This window comes from Methylobacterium sp. 275MFSha3.1 (assembly GCF_900108435.1).
GTDB lineage: Bacteria > Pseudomonadota > Alphaproteobacteria > Rhizobiales > Beijerinckiaceae > Methylobacterium.
Window position 1 is genome coordinate 1 of sequence record NZ_FNWP01000004.1, and the last position, 16,943, is coordinate 16,943.

Annotated in this window: 12 protein-coding genes, 1 tRNA gene and 2 rRNA genes; 10 read left to right on the forward strand and 5 right to left on the reverse strand. The window is 71.5% G+C overall.

The window, feature by feature from the left end; genetic code table 11:
- The 6 genes from BLW78_RS05045 to BLW78_RS05070 form a co-directional block, all read left to right on the forward strand.
- Positions 1-279: ribosomal RNA gene (locus BLW78_RS05045) — 23S ribosomal RNA — on the forward strand; the annotation flags it as partial.
- A 133-nt stretch (positions 280-412) separates the two neighbouring features.
- A 5S ribosomal RNA gene (gene rrf, locus BLW78_RS05050) occupies positions 413-528 on the forward strand.
- A 111-nt stretch (positions 529-639) separates the two neighbouring features.
- Positions 640-716: transfer RNA gene (locus BLW78_RS05055), tRNA-Met, on the forward strand.
- 551 nt (positions 717-1,267) lie between these two features.
- Positions 1,268-1,747 carry a Ros/MucR family transcriptional regulator gene (locus BLW78_RS05060; RefSeq protein WP_020095549.1) on the forward strand — a complete coding sequence of 160 codons (480 nt, stop codon included), beginning with the start codon at positions 1,268-1,270 and terminating at the stop codon, positions 1,745-1,747.
- A 131-nt stretch (positions 1,748-1,878) separates the two neighbouring features.
- Positions 1,879-3,336: a Do family serine endopeptidase gene (locus tag BLW78_RS05065; protein WP_042674063.1), complete on the forward strand. Its 1,458-nt coding sequence runs from the start codon at positions 1,879-1,881 to the stop codon at positions 3,334-3,336.
- An 87-nt stretch (positions 3,337-3,423) separates the two neighbouring features.
- The gene (locus tag BLW78_RS05070) at positions 3,424-4,767 is read left to right on the forward strand and encodes a replication-associated recombination protein A (RefSeq protein WP_056529899.1); all 1,344 of its coding nucleotides are present in this window, start codon (positions 3,424-3,426) and stop codon (positions 4,765-4,767) included.
- A gap of 7 nt (positions 4,768-4,774) precedes the next feature.
- Here BLW78_RS05070 and BLW78_RS05075 read toward each other — a convergent pair whose 3' ends face one another.
- A complete protein-coding gene (locus tag BLW78_RS05075) occupies positions 4,775-5,239 on the reverse strand; it encodes an Lrp/AsnC family transcriptional regulator (RefSeq protein ID WP_020095546.1) in 465 nt (154 codons plus the stop codon).
- Positions 5,240-5,489: 250 nt separating this feature from the next.
- On the opposite strand from BLW78_RS05075, the gene BLW78_RS05080 reads away from it, so the two are divergent.
- Positions 5,490-6,500 (forward strand): 1-aminocyclopropane-1-carboxylate deaminase, encoded by a 1,011-nt coding sequence (locus tag BLW78_RS05080; RefSeq protein ID WP_020095545.1) that lies wholly within the window; start codon positions 5,490-5,492, stop codon positions 6,498-6,500.
- A 372-nt stretch (positions 6,501-6,872) separates the two neighbouring features.
- On the forward strand, positions 6,873-8,642 hold the full coding sequence (ggt, locus tag BLW78_RS05085; RefSeq protein WP_091677239.1) for a gamma-glutamyltransferase: 1,770 nt from the start codon (positions 6,873-6,875) through the stop codon (positions 8,640-8,642).
- Positions 8,643-8,765: 123 nt separating this feature from the next.
- On the opposite strand, the gene purD is transcribed toward ggt, so the two are convergent.
- From purD to BLW78_RS05100, 3 genes are all read right to left on the reverse strand, one after another.
- The gene (gene purD, locus BLW78_RS05090; RefSeq protein ID WP_091677242.1) at positions 8,766-10,040 is read right to left on the reverse strand and encodes a phosphoribosylamine--glycine ligase; all 1,275 of its coding nucleotides are present in this window, start codon (positions 10,038-10,040) and stop codon (positions 8,766-8,768) included.
- 109 nt (positions 10,041-10,149) lie between these two features.
- Entirely contained in the window at positions 10,150-10,476 is a 327-nt protein-coding gene (locus BLW78_RS05095) for a hypothetical protein (RefSeq protein WP_020095542.1), read from the reverse strand.
- Between the two features lie 85 nt (positions 10,477-10,561).
- Positions 10,562-11,788: an oxalate decarboxylase family bicupin gene (locus tag BLW78_RS05100; RefSeq protein ID WP_091677245.1), complete on the reverse strand. Its 1,227-nt coding sequence runs from the start codon at positions 11,786-11,788 to the stop codon at positions 10,562-10,564.
- Positions 11,789-11,993: 205 nt separating this feature from the next.
- Here BLW78_RS05100 and BLW78_RS05105 point away from each other — a divergent pair, with 205 nt between their 5' ends.
- On the forward strand, positions 11,994-13,262 hold the full coding sequence (locus BLW78_RS05105) for an efflux RND transporter periplasmic adaptor subunit (RefSeq protein ID WP_091677248.1): 1,269 nt from the start codon (positions 11,994-11,996) through the stop codon (positions 13,260-13,262).
- A gap of 137 nt (positions 13,263-13,399) precedes the next feature.
- Positions 13,400-15,829: a membrane-bound PQQ-dependent dehydrogenase, glucose/quinate/shikimate family gene (locus BLW78_RS05110; protein ID WP_091677251.1), complete on the forward strand. Its 2,430-nt coding sequence runs from the start codon at positions 13,400-13,402 to the stop codon at positions 15,827-15,829.
- Between the two features lie 91 nt (positions 15,830-15,920).
- Here the strand turns inward: BLW78_RS05110 and BLW78_RS05115 are convergent, their stop codons facing one another.
- Positions 15,921-16,856 (reverse strand): dihydrodipicolinate synthase family protein, encoded by a 936-nt coding sequence (locus BLW78_RS05115; RefSeq protein ID WP_091677254.1) that lies wholly within the window; start codon positions 16,854-16,856, stop codon positions 15,921-15,923.
- Positions 16,857-16,943 lie beyond the last annotated feature (87 nt).

Below are 16,943 nucleotides of genomic sequence, written 5' to 3' on the forward strand. Positions count from 1 at the left end.
TCCCTATCTGCCGTGGGTGTAGGAGGTTTGAGAGGCTTTGTCCCTAGTACGAGAGGACCGGGATGAACGTACCTCTGGTGGAGCTGTTGTCGCGCCAGCGGCAGTGCAGCATAGCTATGTACGGACGGGATAACCGCTGAAGGCATCTAAGCGGGAAACCCCCCTTAAAACGAGACCTCCCTTGAGGGCCGTGGAAGACGACCACGTCGATAGGCCGGGGGTGCAAGCGCGGCGACGCGTTGAGCCGACCGGTACTAATCGCCCGATTGGCTTGATCGCTCTCGTGATCCGTGTCCGCGAGGCACGGTTGCAGAAAGACCCGCAGCGCCAGACGCTGCATGCTTGCCGAACTGAGCACTCGCCGTCGCAGCACCCTGCGACGCCCAGTGCCAAAAAAATTGCGATGCGCCGGTCTGGTGGCCTGAGCGGCGTGCCCAGAACCCGATCCCATCTCGAACTCGGCCGTTAAACACGCCAGCGCCTATGGTACTGTGTCTCAAGACACGGGAGAGTCGGTCGCCGCCAGACCCGCCCATCGCAATACACACACCTTCCCTCGACACGAACACCGATCCGGCCCCCGGACACGGCGCACGCTCACACAGAGCCCGCGCACCCGGACCAGCCGTACAGACTTGGCGCGGGGTGGAGCAGCCCGGTAGCTCGTCAGGCTCATAACCTGAAGGTCACAGGTTCAAATCCTGTCCCCGCAACCAAATCCGACACACAGAACCCGCCGCGCTTAACAGCGCGGCGGGTTCTGCGTTTGTCCGGCCACGGACGGAGCCCGAACGCCCGAGCGAGTTCGCGATCAGGTTGCGCCACTGGCGCACCGTCGGTCCGCTTCCAGACCCTCCGTCGCTCACCGCCGAGGTGCGGTCGCCACAAAGCGTCGTTGAGGTTGTCCTATTGGCTTTGAGGTATCGGCCAGCGACGCTCTGCGAATGCACAATCGATGGGCAGAAACGGCCTCGTAAGCTCTATAGCCGGCACCGCATCGCACCTTCGGCTGTAGAGTGCAGGCCGCGTCAGGTCGCAGGGATAAATCGGCAATATCGATTGCGCACAAGCGAGACCCTGACAGGCATTACTCCTTGAGGTTGAGCGATCAAGATCGCTCTTATTACGCTATTTGGGACCGTATACCCCAGTTCCGAATTTAAGACTTGACGCTTCTTGCGAATGCGATTGTATCAGGCGTCCGAATCGCGACGCAGTGCTTGCGTTCTGGCGAGTTTCGTCATCACGAGAAGGCAACGCACGAGACATGGCCCAGTCGAACGGCGGCTCTCTCCGCCTCGTCACGCTCGCCTCCGAGATCGTCTCGGCCTATGTGAGCCACAATCACGTGCAGAGCGCGGATCTGCCCGGCCTCCTCAACGAGGTGCACGCGGCGATTCGGGGGGTCTGCGACGCCGGCCAGAGCCCGCCGATCGCCAAGGCGACCGCGCAGGAGATCCGGCGCTCGATCAATCCGGACTTCCTGATCTCGTTCGAGGACGGGAAGCCCTACAAGACGCTGCGCCGGCACCTCACCCTGCGCGGCCTGACGCCGGAGGCCTACCGCGCCAAGTGGGGTCTCGCCTCGGACTACCCGATGACGGCCCAGAGCTATTCCGAGCAGCGCTCGCAGCTCGCCCGCTCCCTGGGCCTCGGGCAGCCGCGCGCCGCGGCGCCGGAACCCGAAGCCGAGCCCGCGCCGCAGCCCGCCGGGAAGCGGCGGGCGCGCAGCAAGGAAGCCGTCTGACGGCGACACGCCCCGCCTGCGGCGAAGGTGTCGTCGACCTGCCGCAATCGGCCTCGATAGCGTGGGGCCGCACGGTGCGCCTGCCTTGTCTCGGCCTGGACGGCGCGCCCGCCCAGACGCCGGAGCCCTGCATGCTGACCCGCCTCACCCTGCCCGCCCTCGTCGCAGCCCTGCTGGCCGCCAGCCCGGCCGCGGCGCAGATGGCGCGGACGGAGACCCGGGAGCCCGCGAAGGACGGCACCGCGAAGGTCGTGCCGCTGAGCAAGGCCGACGTGCAGCTCTCCTTCGCCCCCGTGGTGAAGCGGGCCGCGCCCTCGGTGGTGAACGTCTACGCCTCCCACGTGGACAAGCGCTCCAGCGCGCGCACCAGCGCCATGGAGGAGTTCATGCGCCGCTTCTTCGGCGAGCCGGAGGGCGGCCGCGGCCCCCGGGGTGACCGGGCGCAGCGCTCCCTGGGCTCGGGCGTGCTGGTCGATGCCGACGGGCTCGTGATCACCAACAACCACGTCATCGACAACATGAACGAGGTGCGGATCGCCCTGGCGGATCGCCGCGAGTTCGAGGCCACGATCGTGATGCGCGACACCCGCACCGACCTCGCGGTGCTCAAGATCAAGGAACCGCCGAAGGGCCTCGTGCCGATGCCGTTCGGCGATGCCGACGCCCTGGAGGTCGGCGACTTCGTGATGGCGATCGGCAACCCGTTCGGCGTCGGCCAGACGGTGACGCAGGGCATCGTCTCGGCGCTGGCGCGCACGCAGGTCGGCTCCGCGGACTACCAGTACTTCATCCAGACCGACGCGGCGATCAACCCAGGCAATTCCGGCGGCGCGCTGGTGGACCTGCGCGGCCAACTCGTCGGCATCAACACCGCGATCTACTCGCAGTCGGGCGGCAGCCACGGCATCGGCTTCGCGATCCCGGTGGGCATGGTCAAGGCGGTGGTCGACGCCGCCCGGGACGGGGCGAACGTCGTGCGCCGGCCCTGGCTCGGGGCGCGCATCCAGAGCGTGACGCCCGACATCGCCGACAGCATGGGCCTCGACCACCCGACCGGCGTGCTGGTGGCGAGCCTCCAGCCCAAGAGCCCGGCCGAGGAGGCGGGCCTGAAGCGCGGCGACCTGATCCTCACGGTCGACGGCCAGGAGGTCGCCGATCCGGAGGCCTTCGGCTACCGCTTCGCCCTGAAGGGCGTGCAGGGCCACGCCCGGTTCGGGATCCTGCGCGGCACGACCCGTCAGACGGTCCCGGTCAAGCTCGCCCCGGCTCCCGAGACGCGTCCCCGGGACGCGCTCAAGGTGAAGACCCGCTCGCCCTTCCTCGGCGCGACCCTCGTCAACACCTCGCCGGCGGTGGCCGAGGAGATGCAGGTGGACTTCCCGGCCGAGGGCGTGGCCGTGCAGGCGGTGGACGAGAACTCCATCGCGGCCCGGGTCGGGCTGCAGAAGGGCGACGTGATCGTGGCGGTCAACGGCGTGCCGATGGCGACCACGAAGGATCTCGACCGGGTCACCCGCAACAGCCTCAATTCCTGGGAGGTCGCGATCAACCGCAACGGCGAGATCCTGACCTCGGTGTTCGGCGGCTGATCCCGTCGCGGGGCGCCAGGTCCGTGGCCGTGGGCAAGCCCCGGCTCCCGGCTTGCGCCCCCGGCCGCGCCCGGTGTTGATGCGCGGATGTCCGACCTGTTCGCCTCCGCGGAGACACCCGCCGCGCCGGATCCCGGCCGCCCCCCCGGCGCCGAGGCCGCCCGCCCGCTGGCGGACCGGCTGCGCCCGCAGACCCTCGCCGAGGTCGTCGGCCAGGAACACCTGACCGGGGAGGGCGGGGCGCTCACGCGCCTGCTGCGGGGACGGACGCTCGGCTCGCTGATCTTCTGGGGGCCGCCCGGCACCGGCAAGACCACGGTGGCGCGGCTGCTCGCCCAGGGCACCGACCTGCATTTCGAGCAGATCTCGGCGATCTTCTCCGGCGTGCCCGACCTGCGGAAGGTGTTCGAGGCGGCGCGCAAGCGGCGGGCGACCGGGCAGGGGACCCTGCTGTTCGTCGACGAGATCCACCGGTTCAACCGGGCCCAGCTCGACGCCTTCCTGCCGGTGATGGAGGACGGGACCGTCACGCTGGTGGGCGCGACGACGGAGAACCCGTCCTTCGAGCTGAACGCCGCGCTCCTGTCCCGCGCCCGGGTGCTGCTGTTCCGGGCCCTCGATCCGGGCGCCGTCGCGCGGCTGCTGGTCCGGGCCGAGGCGCTGACGGGCCAAGCCCTGCCGCTTACCGAGGAGGCGCGCGGCGTTCTGGTCCGCATGGCCGACGGCGACGGCCGCGCGGCCCTGACCCTGGCGGAAGAGGTCTGGCGCTCGGCCCGCCCCGGCGAGACCCTCGACGCCGAGGCGCTGCAAGCGATCGTGCAGCGGCGCGCGCCCATCTACGACAAGGCGCAGGAGGGCCACTACAACCTGATCTCGGCGCTCCACAAGACCGTGCGCGGCTCGGATCCGGACGCGGCGCTCTACTATCTCTGCCGGATGCTCGATGCCGGGGAGGACCGACTGTTCATCGCCCGCCGGCTCGTGCGCATGGCGGTGGAGGATATCGGGCTCGCCGACCCGCAGGCGCTGGTGGTGGCCAACGCCGCCAAGGACGCGTTCGACTTCCTCGGCAGCCCCGAGGGCGAGCTGGCCCTCGCCCAGGCGGCGATCTACCTCGCCTGCGCGCCGAAATCGAACGCCGTCTACGAGGCCTACAAGGCCGCGACGCGGCTGGCCAAGGAGGCGGGATCCCTGCCGCCGCCGCGGACCATCCTCAACGCGCCGACGAAGCTGATGAAGCGGATCGGCTACGGCGAGGGCTACCGCTACGACCACGACGAGCCCGACGCCTTCTCGGGCCAGGATTACTGGCCCGACGCGCTCGGGCGCCAGCACCTCTACCAGCCGACCGAGCGGGGCTACGAGACCCGGCTCGCCGAGCGCCTCGACCGGTGGGAGGCGCTGCGCAAGGCGCGGCGCGGGGAGGGGTAGGGGGCCCTCACAGATCGAGCGGCGCGTTGTCGATCACCTCCTTCATCACGAAGAAGGTCCGGGTCTGGCGCACCCCCGGCAGGCCGATCAGCGTGGCGCTGTGGAGGCGGTTGAAGTCGGCCATGTCGGAGACCCGGATCTTCAGCATGTAGTCGAAGTCTCCGGCCACGAGGTGGCAGTCGAGGAGCGCGGGGATCGCGCGCACGGCCGCCTCGAACTCCGAGAAGCTCTCGGGCGTCGAGCGGTCGAGCACGACGCCGACGAAGACCAGGGTGCCGCGCCCGACCCGCATCGGATCGATCAGCGCCCGGACCGCCCGCACGAACCCGTCCGCGAACAGGCGCTGGATCCGGCGATGGCAGGTGGCCGCGCTAGTGCCGACCCGCTCGGCGATCTCGGCATTCGCCATGCGCCCGTCCGTCTGGAGGAGGCGGAGGATCTTCTGGTCGATCCGGTCGAGCCCTGCGGACATGGATGATTCTTCCGGATGCGACGCGAAATCCGGAATACTCCGTAGCCAGCCTGGTCAGCAGCGCAAGTCAAGATCTGTTCGCGCTCGAAGATCGAGAGCACCTTTCATCCCGGATCGAGTAGTTTCTCCCCGCGCCTCGAAGACGGAGCCGGGCCTCGCGCCGGGCCGTCGCCGAGGCCTCGCTTCGACGCGCCCGGGCGGACCGAGACCGCTGCTGCCCCGGGGGCGCCCCGAGACCCGGAGAGACCCGATGCTGGACAAGTTCGAGCGCTATCCCCTGACCTTCGGCCCGACGCCGATCGAGCCGCTCAAGCGCCTGACGGCCCATCTCGGCGGCGAGGTCGAGTTGTACGCCAAGCGCGAGGATTGCAATTCCGGGCTCGCCTACGGCGGCAACAAGCTGCGCAAGCTCGAGTACATCGTGCCGGACGCGATCAAGAGCGGCGCCGACACGCTGGTGTCGATCGGCGGCGTGCAGTCGAATCACACCCGCATGGTCGCGGCGGTAGCCGCCAAGATCGGGATGAAGTGCCGGCTGATCCAGGAGGCCTGGGTGCCCCACGAGGACGCCGTCTACGACCGGGTCGGCAACATCCTCCTGTCGCGGATCATGGGCGCGCAGACGCAGCTCGTGGATGACGGGTTCGACATCGGCATCCGCGATTCGTGGAAGCGGGCGCTCGCCGAGGTCGAGGCCGAGGGCGGCAAGCCCTACGCCATCCCGGCCGGCGCCTCCGTGCACAAGTACGGCGGGCTCGGCTACGTCGGCTTCGCGGAGGAGGTGCGCAAGCAGGAGGCCGAGATGGGCCTGCGCTTCGACTACGTGGTGGTCTGCACGGTGACGGGCTCGACCCATGCCGGCATGCTGGTGGGCTTCTCGGCCGACGGGCGCGCCCGCAACGTCATCGGCATCGACGCCTCCTGCACCCCGGCCCAGACCAAGGCCCAGGTCCTCGACATCGCCCAGAACACCGCCGCCCTGGTCGGCGCGGGCGACATCGTGGCCGACGACGTGGTGCTCAACGAGGATTACGCCTACCCGGTCTACGGCGTGCCCTCCAAGGAGACCGTGGAGGCGATCCGCCTCTCGGCCCGGCTCGAGGGGATGATCACCGACCCGGTCTACGAGGGGAAGTCGATGCAGGGCATGATCGACCTCGTGAAGAAGGGCTTCTTCCCGAAGGGCTCGAAGGTGCTCTACGCCCATCTCGGCGGCGCGCCGGCGCTGAACGGCTACAGCTACACGTTCCGCAACGGCTGAGGCCTTCGGCGGCGCCGTCCTTGCGAGCGGAGCGAAGCAATCCAGCAGCGCCACGCTTCCTGACGTGGCGCGACCCTGGGTCACTTCGCTGCGCTCGTGATGACGGAGAGGGGCACCTCAACCGAACCGTTCCAGCGAAACCGAGTGAGGCGGATCGGCCCGATCCCTCACCGCCCTTCGCCCCTCTCATCCTGCGGTGCTGTGCAGCGGGCTCGGAGGGGCTCGGAGGGGCTCCGGAAGTCTCGCGAGCCCTCGGAGGCTCCTTCGCGGCGGCTTCGCCGCCCCTCGGGATGCGGTGATCGGACGGGTCCAGCGACTCCAGCGCATGGTCCCCTATATGACGGCGCGGGACCCGCACCGGAGAGGGCAGGGATGATCGCACCGGCACGCGCGCTGCTCCTCACGGCCCTGCTCGCCCTGGGCGCGCCCGCTGCGCGCTCCGCCTCGGGACCGGCCGTCGAGGCCGAGAACGGGATGGTGGTCTCGTCCCAGCGCCTCGCCTCGCAGGTGGGCGCCGACATCCTGAGGGCCGGCGGCAACGCCGTCGACGCCGCGGTGGCAGTCGCTTACGCCGAGGCGGTGGTGAACCCCTGCTGCGGCAACATCGGCGGCGGCGGCTTCCTGGTGCTCCACAGCGCTGACGGGCGCAGCCGCTTCATCAATTTCCGCGAGACCGCCCCGGCGGCCGCCACCCGGGACATGTATCTCGACGCTGCCGGCAACGTCGTGAAGGGCGCGAGCCTGCGCGGCTGGAAGGCGGCCGGCGTGCCCGGGACGGTGCTCGGCCTCAACACCGCCCTCGCCGCGTACGGGACCCTGCCGCTGGCGCGGGTGATGGCGCCGGCGATCGCGCTCGCCCGGGACGGGTTCGTGCTGACCCGGGGCGACACCGACATCCTCGAATCCGGCACGAAGCTGTTCGCGGGCCAAGCGAACGTCGCCCGGATCTTCCTGCGCCCGGACGGCAGCCCCTGGCGGCCCGGGGACCGGCTGGTCCAGTCCGACCTCGCCCGCACCCTCCAGGCCATCGCCGACCACGGCGCGGACGCGTTCTACAAGGGCGCGATCCCGGAGGCCGTGGAGGCGGCCTCCCGGGCGGGCGGCGGCCTGCTGACGGCCTCCGACTTCGCCGCCTACACGGTGACGCAGTCCGAGCCGCTCACCTGCCGCTACCGGGGCGCCAGGATCCTGTCGGCGCCCCCGCCCTCGTCCGGCGGCACCACGCTCTGCGAGATCCTCAGCATCCTCGACGGCTACGACCTGCGGGCCGCCGGATTCAACGCGGCCCGGACCGTGCACCTGATGGTCGAGGCGATGCGGCGCGCCTACGCGGACCGCAACCTGCTGCTCGGCGATCCGGCCTTCGTGGAGAACCCGGTCGACCGGCTGCTGTCGCAGGCCTACGCGGAGACGCTCCGGGCCTCGATCCGCCCGGACCGGGCGACCCCGTCGGCGGAGATCCGTCCGGATCCCGGCCCGGAGCCGCGGGAGCGGCCCGAGACCACCCACATCTCGGTGATGGACAAGGCCGGCAACGCGGTCGCGCTGACCTACACGATCAACGGCTATTTCGGCGCCGGGGTGATCGCCGGCGACACGGGGTTCTTCCTCAACGACGAGATGGACGATTTCACGGTCAAGACCGGGGTGCCGAACCTGTTCGGCCTCGTGCAGGGGACCAGGAACGCGATCCAGCCGGGCAAGCGCCCGCTCTCGTCCATGGCGCCCACGATCGTGCTGCGCGACGGCAAGGTCGCGCTGGTGGCGGGCTCGCCGGGGGGCTCGCGGATCATCACGATCAACGCGCAGACGCTGATCAACGTGCTCGATTTCGGCATGGAGCCGCAGGAGGCGGTGGACGCCCCGCGCATCCATCACCAGTGGCTGCCCGACACGGTCTACGCCGAGCCCTTCGCGCTCTCGGCGGACACCCAGTCCATCCTCAGTGGCATGGGCCACACGATCGTCGAGCAGAGGCCCTGGGGGGCGCAGGAACTCATCGCGGTCCGGGCCGCGGCGCCCGCCCTGCCGGAGGCCGCGTCGTCGGGCAACGACGCCTCGCGCACGGAGCGGATGCGGCCGGGCCTGCTCTACGGCGCCAACGACAATCGCCGGCCGGCCGGCGCGGCGGTTGGGGAGTAGGGGAGGTTTCCGGACGCTGCGCGGCACCGCGCGGGCTCGGGTCCCGGATCAGCCTCCGCGGCGTCCCGGGCGTCGGGGGCAGGGAGGCGCACGGCCCGCCGCGGCGTCGAACGCGGGCGCCGCTCAGCCCTCTCCCACCTCCCGCGCCACGGCGCGGAACCCGATGTCGCGCCGGCAGAAACCCTCCGGCCAGTCGATCCGGGCCACCGCCGCGTAGGCGCGGGCCTGGGCGTCGGTGACGCTGTCGCCGAGCGCCGTGACCGCGAGGACCCGGCCGCCATCGGCCAGCAGCTGCCCGTCCTCGGCGCGGGTGCCGGCCTGGAACACGTGGACCCCGTCGCCCTCGGCGGCGTCGACGCCCCGGATCACCGAGCCCCGGACCACGGCGCCCGGATAGCCGGCCGCCGCCATCACCACGGTGAGGGCCGCCCGGTGCGGATCGAATTCCAGGCTCACGCCGGAGAGGTCGCCCTCGCAGGCCGAGAGCAGGGCCGGCACGAGGTCGGAGGCGAGGCGCGGCATCAGCACCTGCGCCTCCGGGTCGCCGAAGCGGGTGTTGTACTCGATCAGCTTGGGTCCGTCGGCGGTGAGCATCAGGCCGGCGTACAGGATGCCGGTGAACGGGCAGCCGCGGGCCCGCATGCCGGCAAGCGTCGGCGCGATGATCTCGGCCATGACCCGGGCCTCGATCTCCGGGGTGACCACCCGGGCCGGGGAATAGGCGCCCATGCCGCCGGTATTGGGCCCCCGGTCCCCGTCGAAGACCCGCTTATGGTCCTGGGCGGTGCCGAGGGAGATCGCCCGCGTGCCGTCGCACAGGGCGAAGAAACTCGCCTCCTCGCCGAACAGGCACTCCTCGACCACGACCTCGGCGCCGGGCTCGGCGAAGAGGCCGGTCAGCGCGTCCTCGGCCTGGTCGACCGTCTCGGCCACGGTGACGCCCTTGCCGGCGGCGAGGCCGTCGGCCTTCACGACGATCGGGGCGCCCTGCTGGCGGACATAGGCCAGCGCCGGCTCCAGGTCGGAGAAGCGCGCGAAGGCGGCGGTCGGGATGTTGCAGGCGGCGCAGAGATCCTTGGTGAACCCCTTCGAGCCCTCGAGCCGGGCGGCGTCGCGGGTCGGCCCGAAGGCGCGGATCCCGGCGGCCTTCAGGTCGTCCACCAGGCCGGCGACGAGGGGCGCCTCGGGCCCGACCACCACGAGGCCGATCGACTCCGCCGCGCAGAAGGCGGCGACGGCCGCGTGGTCCGTGACCTTGAGGTCCGGCCGGTTGGTCCCGTGGCGGGCCGTGCCGGGATTGCCCGGCGCCGTGAACAGGCGGGTGCAGAGCGGGCTCTGGGCCAGTCGCCAGGCCAGGGCGTGCTCGCGGCCGCCGGAGCCGATCAGCAGGATATTCATGCGCACGCCACCATGGGCCCAGCTTCTGGGGGAAGCGTGCCCGCGGGAAAAGGTTTTTTTCGGGCTTTCCCCGCTCTGCGCGGATATCCCGGCGGCGCGGAGGCCGATGTCAGCAGCCGGTGCAGACGCTCGTGTTGAGGCCGCCGCCCCGCCGCACGATCCCGTTGCGACCGATATGGCGGCCCCGGTACACATCCCCGCGGACGCCCCGATAGGGCAGGTAGGGCCCGAAGGAATCGGCCTGGACGTTGCGCTGGAACGTCTGGTTCAGCGTGTTGAAGTCCGAGACCCGCTGCTGGTTGAGCGACCGGATCTGGCCCTGCAGGGCGAATGAGGCGTTGGCGGCATTCGGGTCGTTCTGCTGCACCTGCGCCGAGGCGGAGCCCGCCGGGAGGGCGAGCGCCAGGGCGAGGAGCGCGCGGGACGCGGCACGCATGGGTCCCTCCGTGCGAGAGTCGAGCGGCTTTCGGAAACGCTTGTGCGAGTCGACGCGCCAGGATCGGTCCGGGTTCCCGGGCGCGTCAACCCGGCACAACGGGGGACTTCGTCTCCGGCAGGGCCTCAAGGCGCTCGGGATCCAGCCCGGTATGGGCCTGAACCAGGGGGTGCGGGGTCAGGGCCAGCCACTGCGTCAGGGAGATGTCGGCGTAGCGCGGGCTCTTGAACATCTCCAGGAATGTCAGGGTCGTGTCGCCGGTATTCTCGATGTAGTGCCCCATGGCGAAGGGCACGTAGCCGACGTCGCCGGCCCGGTAGTCGAAGGTGCGGGCCTTCGATTCCGAGCCGAACACCGTCATCCGGCCCTGGCCGGAGAGGTAGTACTGCCACTCGTCGCTGTTCGGGTGCCAGTGCAGCTCGCGCAGCCCCCCGGGCTCGACCTCGACCAGGGCCGCCGCGATCGTCACGGAAGCCGGGAACACCGTGGAATCGGTGATGCGCACGCTGCCGCCCCGGGTGCGGACCGGCTCCTGTGCCAGCATACGGTGGCTGAAGGTCTTCGGCACCGGCCCGGAGCCGCCCATCCTGTCGGCCGCGAGCGGGCCGGGTTTCGGGCCGGGGAAGATGTAGAGCTCCTTCTCGGGGATCCTGGCGAAGGCGCTCTCGGGCAGGCCGAAATTCTTGGCGAGCACGTCCCGGGGCGTGTGGGCCAGCCAGTCGGTCAGCAGGAAGGTGGAATCCTCCGAGAAACCGCCGTCGTCGAAGACGAGCAGGAACTCGCACCCGTCGATCCCGTCGGCGGCGAGTCCCTGGATGGAGTGCGGGATGCCGCCCGGGAAGTACCAGAGGTCGCCCGCGCCGACATCGTCCGCGAAGGTGCGCCCGTCCTGGTCGACCGCGGTGATCCGGGCCTTGCCCTTGATCATGTAGGCCCACTCGGATTCCTTGTGCCAGTGCATCTCGCGGACCGCGCCGGCCTTGAGCCGCATGTTGACCCCGGCCATGGCCTTGGAGACCGGCAGCTCGCGGATCGTGGTCTGGCGCGCCCAGCCGCCCTCCTCCAGCCGCATGTGGCTGTCCGCGAAGGACCATTTCAGGTTCGGCATGGTGCCGTGGTCGGTGGCGGGCGGCGCCAGGGTGAACGGCTCCTCGGCGGCGCGGGGCCGGTTCTGCGGGCCCAGGATGTCGGCGCCCTTGCCGCCGCGCTCGGGGCGGGGCGCGGCCGGCCCGGCGGATTGCGCCGCGGCGGAGGATGCCGCCATCGCGCCGCCGGCGGCTGCGATGACGGCGCGCCTGGAGATCTCGGTCATCGTGGATCGGTCCCTGAGTCGGTGGCAGGGAAACCGGTCGCGTGCTCGGAGGATCCGCGGGCGGGCCGGGCTGTGCGCTGCGGCATCTCGCCCGGAGCCCGCGCGCGGTCTATGCATTGAAGACGGCGCATTGAATACGGCACCGCACGCGTCCCGGCCGGGCGCCGAGGCGGCGGTTCAGGCGCGGCGCGACCCGAGGGCGAGGATGGCGGACCGGGACAGTTCAGCCACGGACGGAACCGTCCCGCCCGCCCGCGGCGGCCGCCGGTGGCTCGCCCTGCTGGCGCTGGCGGGCCTCTCTGCCCTCGGATACCGCCTGTGGCCGGACGCGTCGCGCGCGGCGAGTCCGCCCGCCGCCGAGGCGAAGCCGCCGACCGTGCGGGTCGTCGCCGCGGCCCGGGCCTCCGACACCCTGAGCCTGACCCAGACGGGCACCACCCAGGCGTTCGACATCGCGAACCTCTACCCGCGGGCGACCGGCTACATCGTCGAGCGCAAGGTCGATATCGGCTCGCACGTGAAGGCGGGCGACCTGCTGTTCCGGATCAGCGCGCCCGACCTCGACCAGCAGCTGGTCCAGGCCCAGTCGCAGGTGCTGCAGCTCCAGGCGGCGCTGATCCAGGCGCGGGCGATGGTGGATCAGGCCGAGGCCAACCGCCACCTCGCCGACGTGACCAACCGGCGGACCTCGACGCTGGCCGGCACCGGGGTCGAGACCCGGCAGAACGCCGACACCTCCCAGGCCGGGGTGCTGGCGCAGACCGCCAACGTCGACGCCGCCAGGGCCGCCGTGAAAGTCGCGGAGGCCAACATCGCCGCCCAGGAGGCGCAGGTCGCCCGGCTCAAGGTCCTGACCGGCTTCGAGGAGATCCGCGCGCCCTTCGACGGGGTGGTGACGGCCCGCAACAACGACGTCGGCGACGCGGTCACGGCGGACACGAATACGGGGGCGCCGCTCCTCACGCTGAACCGGGACGACGTGCTGCGCATGGCGGTGAACGTGCCGCTCTACGCCGCCGACGGCGTCCGCGACGGGCTGGCCGCCTCGGTCGAGGTGGCGCAGATCCCGGGCCGGGTCTTCCCCGGCACGGTCTCGCGCTCGTCGACGACGCTGCTCTCGGCCGCGCGCACGCTGGTCACGCAGGTCGACATCCCCAACCCCGACGGGGCGCTGCGGCCGGGACTCTACATCACGATCACGCTGGAGATCCCGCGGGTCTCGCCCGCCGTGACGGTGCCGAACGACGCGCTGATCTTCGACCAGCACGGGACCCGCGTGGCCGTGGTCGAGGCGGCCGGGGACGGGGGGGGCGTGGTGCGGATGCGCCCCGTCACGATCTTCCGCCAGACCCGCATGCTCCTGGAGCTGCGCGACGGTCTGAACGGCGGCGAGCGCGTCGTCGTGGGCCCGCCGGCCTCTCTGCGCGACGGCGACCGGGTCACCCTGCGTCCGGAGGACCGGGCCGGAGCGTGAGCGGCAGCGCCCGGCAGCCTTGTCCAGCCTTGGGACAGCTACGGCGGCGATAAGCCGTCGGGCATGCGGCGGCGCCGTGGGGGCTCAGCTTCCGGCGCCGCCGTGACCGGCCGGCTCAGGAAGCGGATACCACCGCCGTGGCACTCGGAACGATAGCGCTGTCGATCGCGCTGCTCGGGCTCGCCCTCGCGAGCTTCGGTCTGACACTGGCCCTCGCGGGCGGGTCCTGGTTCTACGTCGCCCTGGGCTTGGGCGTGCTGGTCTCCGGCGTCGAGCTGGTCCGGCGACGCCAGAACGGCCTCCGGATCTACGCCCTGGTGCTGGCGGCGGCCTTCGTGTGGACGCTCGGCGAGGTCGGATTCGACAAGTGGCAATGGATCCCGCGCGGGGGCCTGCTCCTCCTCGTCGGGCTCGTGCTCTGCCTGCCCTCCGTGGTGCGGCGCCTGCGCGACGCGCCGGCGCGGCCCTGGAGGCCCGGCCCCGGGAACGGCCCGCTCGCCCTCCGGGTCGTCGTGCTGCTGATCGCGGCCTCGGGCGCCGCGTCCTGGTTCGTCGACCCGGTCGAGACGCGGGGCAGCCTGCCGGAGGTCGCGGGGGCGGGGCCGGCCGCCGTCGATCCGAGCGGCGTTCCCTTTCCGGCCGACGACTGGGTCGCCTATGGCGGCACCAATCTCGGCCAGCGCTACTCGGCGCTGGCGGATATCGGCACCACCAATGTCCGGGGCCTCGCCGTGGCCTGGGAGCACCATACCGGCGACCTGCGCGGCGACAGCCGGGCGGATTCGAAGGAATTCACCTTCGAGGCCACGCCGATCAAGGTGAACGGGCTGCTCTACCTCTGCACGCCGCACAACATCGTCCAGGCCCTGGAGCCCGAGACCGGCCGGCTGGTCTGGGCCTTCGACCCGAAGATGGCGCGGGACGGCCAGTACCAGCACCAGACCTGCCGCGGCGTGTCCTACAACGACTCGGCCGGCTACGCGCCGCCCGCCGAGACCGACGCCGACCGGGCCGCCGCCGTCGCGGCCGCGGTCGCCGAGTGCCCGCGCCGGATCATCGCGGCCTCGGTCGACGCCCGCCTCTACGCGCTGAACGCCGAGACCGGCGCCCCGTGCAGGACCTTCGGGGCGGACGGGTTCGTCGACCTGAAGGCGCAGATGCCGAACCTCCGGCGCGCCGCCTATCAGCAGACCTCGGCGCCGCTGGTGACCCGGAACCTCATCGTCCTCGGCAGCGCGATCGCCGACAACTACTACGCGGACAACCCCTCGGGCGTGATCCGCGCCTTCGACGTGCGCACCGGCGCGATCGTCTGGAAGTTCGACGCCGGCAAGCCCGACGCGACCGCGCCGCTGCGGCCCGGCGAGTCGTACGAGCCCAACTCGGCGGTGGCCTGGACGCAGTTCTCGGCCGACGAGGCGCTGGGGCTCGTCTACGTGCCGTTCGGCAACCGGGCGCCCGATCAGGTGGGCGTGGCCCGGTCGAAGGCGGACGAGGCCCTCATCGACGCCCTGGCGGCGCTGGATCTGGAAACGGGCGCGCTGCGCTGGGCGTTCCGGACCGCGTATCACGACCTGTGGGACCGCGATAACCCGTCCCAGCCGGTCCTCCTCACCCTGCCGCAGGGCGAGGGGACGGTGCCGGCGATCCTGATCCCCACCAAGGTCGGCAACGTCTGGGTCCTCGACCGCCGCACCGGCGCTCCGGTCCGACCGGTCTCCGAGGTTCCGGTCTCGACCCGGACCGACATCCCGGGGGAGACGCCGTCCCCGGTCCAGCCGATGTCGTCCCTCCGCTTCACGCCGGCGCCGCTGACGGAGGCCGGCATGTGGGGCGTCACGCCCTTCGACCAGATCCAGTGCCGCCTCGCCTTCCGGTCGAATCGCTACGACGGCAACCCGTTCACGCCGCCCCAGGCGTCGGAGGGCGCGATCGTCTGGCCCGGCAATATCGGGGTGTTCAACTGGGGGTCGGTGGCGGTCGATCCGGTCCATCACTGGATGATCGCGACGCCGCAATACCTGCCCTACATCTACCGCCTGCTCCCGCGCCCGCCGGGCGAGCCGGAGAGGCGCCTCCTCGGTGCCGATCCCGAGGCGAGCCCGGTCAACGAGAATCTCGGCGGCCGCTACGCGATCTCGATCGCGCACATGCGCTCCGCCCTCGGCATCCCCTGCAGCGCGCCGCCCTGGGGCATGCGCGTCGGCGTGAATCTCGCCGACGGCACCGTCGCCTGGAAGCGCCGCAACGGCACGGTCGCGGGGCAGAAGGTCGGCGGTCTGGCCGTCCCGCTTCCCCTGGAGATGGGCATGCTGGCCCACGGCGGCACCCTGACCACGGCGGGCGGCGTCGCGTTCACGGCCGCCACGCTCGATGACCGCATCCGCGGCTACGACATGCAGACCGGGGAGATCCTGTGGTCCACGACGTTGCCGGCCGGCGGCCAGGCCACCCCGATGACCTATCGCGGCAGGGACGGCCGGCAGTACGTGGTGATCGCAGCGGGCGGGCACGGCTCGCTCGGAACCACGCCGGGGGACTCGGTCATCGCCTTCAGGCTCGAGTGAGCCGTGGCGCCCCGCCCGCCGGAGCGGGCGAGGCGGCTTCGGCGAAGCCCCGGCCTTCCGGCCAGGGCAGGCCAGGGCAGGGCAGGGCGTTCTAGGCCGCGAGCCGGGCCCGCGCGTCGGTGCGGGCGAGGCGGCCCAGCAGGTACTCGACCTCGGCCTTCGCCTGCGCGGTCAGCGCCAGCGACGGCTTGCGCTGCGCGTCGGACGCGAAGATCCCCCGGCGCATGAAAACGTATTTGCGGACCGCGAGCCCCAGCGGGCCCTGCTGCTGCTCGTAGCGGAGATAGGGGAGGTGGGCATCGAACAGGTCGTGGGCGGCGTCGCGCTCGCCGGCCCGGCCGAGGCGGACCACGTCGACCAGCATCTCCGGGAAGGCGTAGCCGGTATTGGCCCCGTCGGCGCCGCGCTCGGTCTCGAAATCGAGGAACAGACCGCCGTTGCCGACCAGGATCGAGATGTGGCGCATCGAGCCGTCCGCCTCGAAGCCGCGCAGCGTCGAGATCTTCTCCAGCCCCGGCCAGTCCTCGTGCTTGAGCATCACGCAGGAGGGGTTCTCCGACACGATCCGGCGGATCACGCCGGGGGTCATCTGGACCGAGAAGGTGAGGGGATAGTCCTGAAGCACGAAGGGCACGTCCGGGCCCACGGCCTCGGCGGCATTCCGAAAATAGCCGACCACCTGGTCGTCGGTGCGGAGCGTGTTGGGCGGCGCGATCATCACCCCGGCCGCGCCCAGCTCCATCACCTCCCGGGCGAGCGACCGCATGGCCGCGAAGCCCGGCGCCGTGACCCCGACGATCACCGGCAGCCGGGTGCGCCCGAGGACGCGCCGCGCCACCGCGATTCCCTCCGCGTGGTCGAGCTTGCCGGCCTCGCCGAGCTGGCCGAGGATCGTCAGGCCGTCGACGCCGGCCGCCCCGAAGAAGTCGGTCATCCGGTCGAGGGAGACCTCGTCGATCCGGCCGTCCGGATGGAACGGGGTCGGCGCGATCGGGACGACGCCGCCGATATCGCTGGTGAGGGGCATGCCGGTCTCCGCGCTGCTGCGGCGGCCGCCGGCCGCCGGGTGGCATGCCCCATACTAAAAAAACCCGGGCGGCGCGACGCGCCCGGG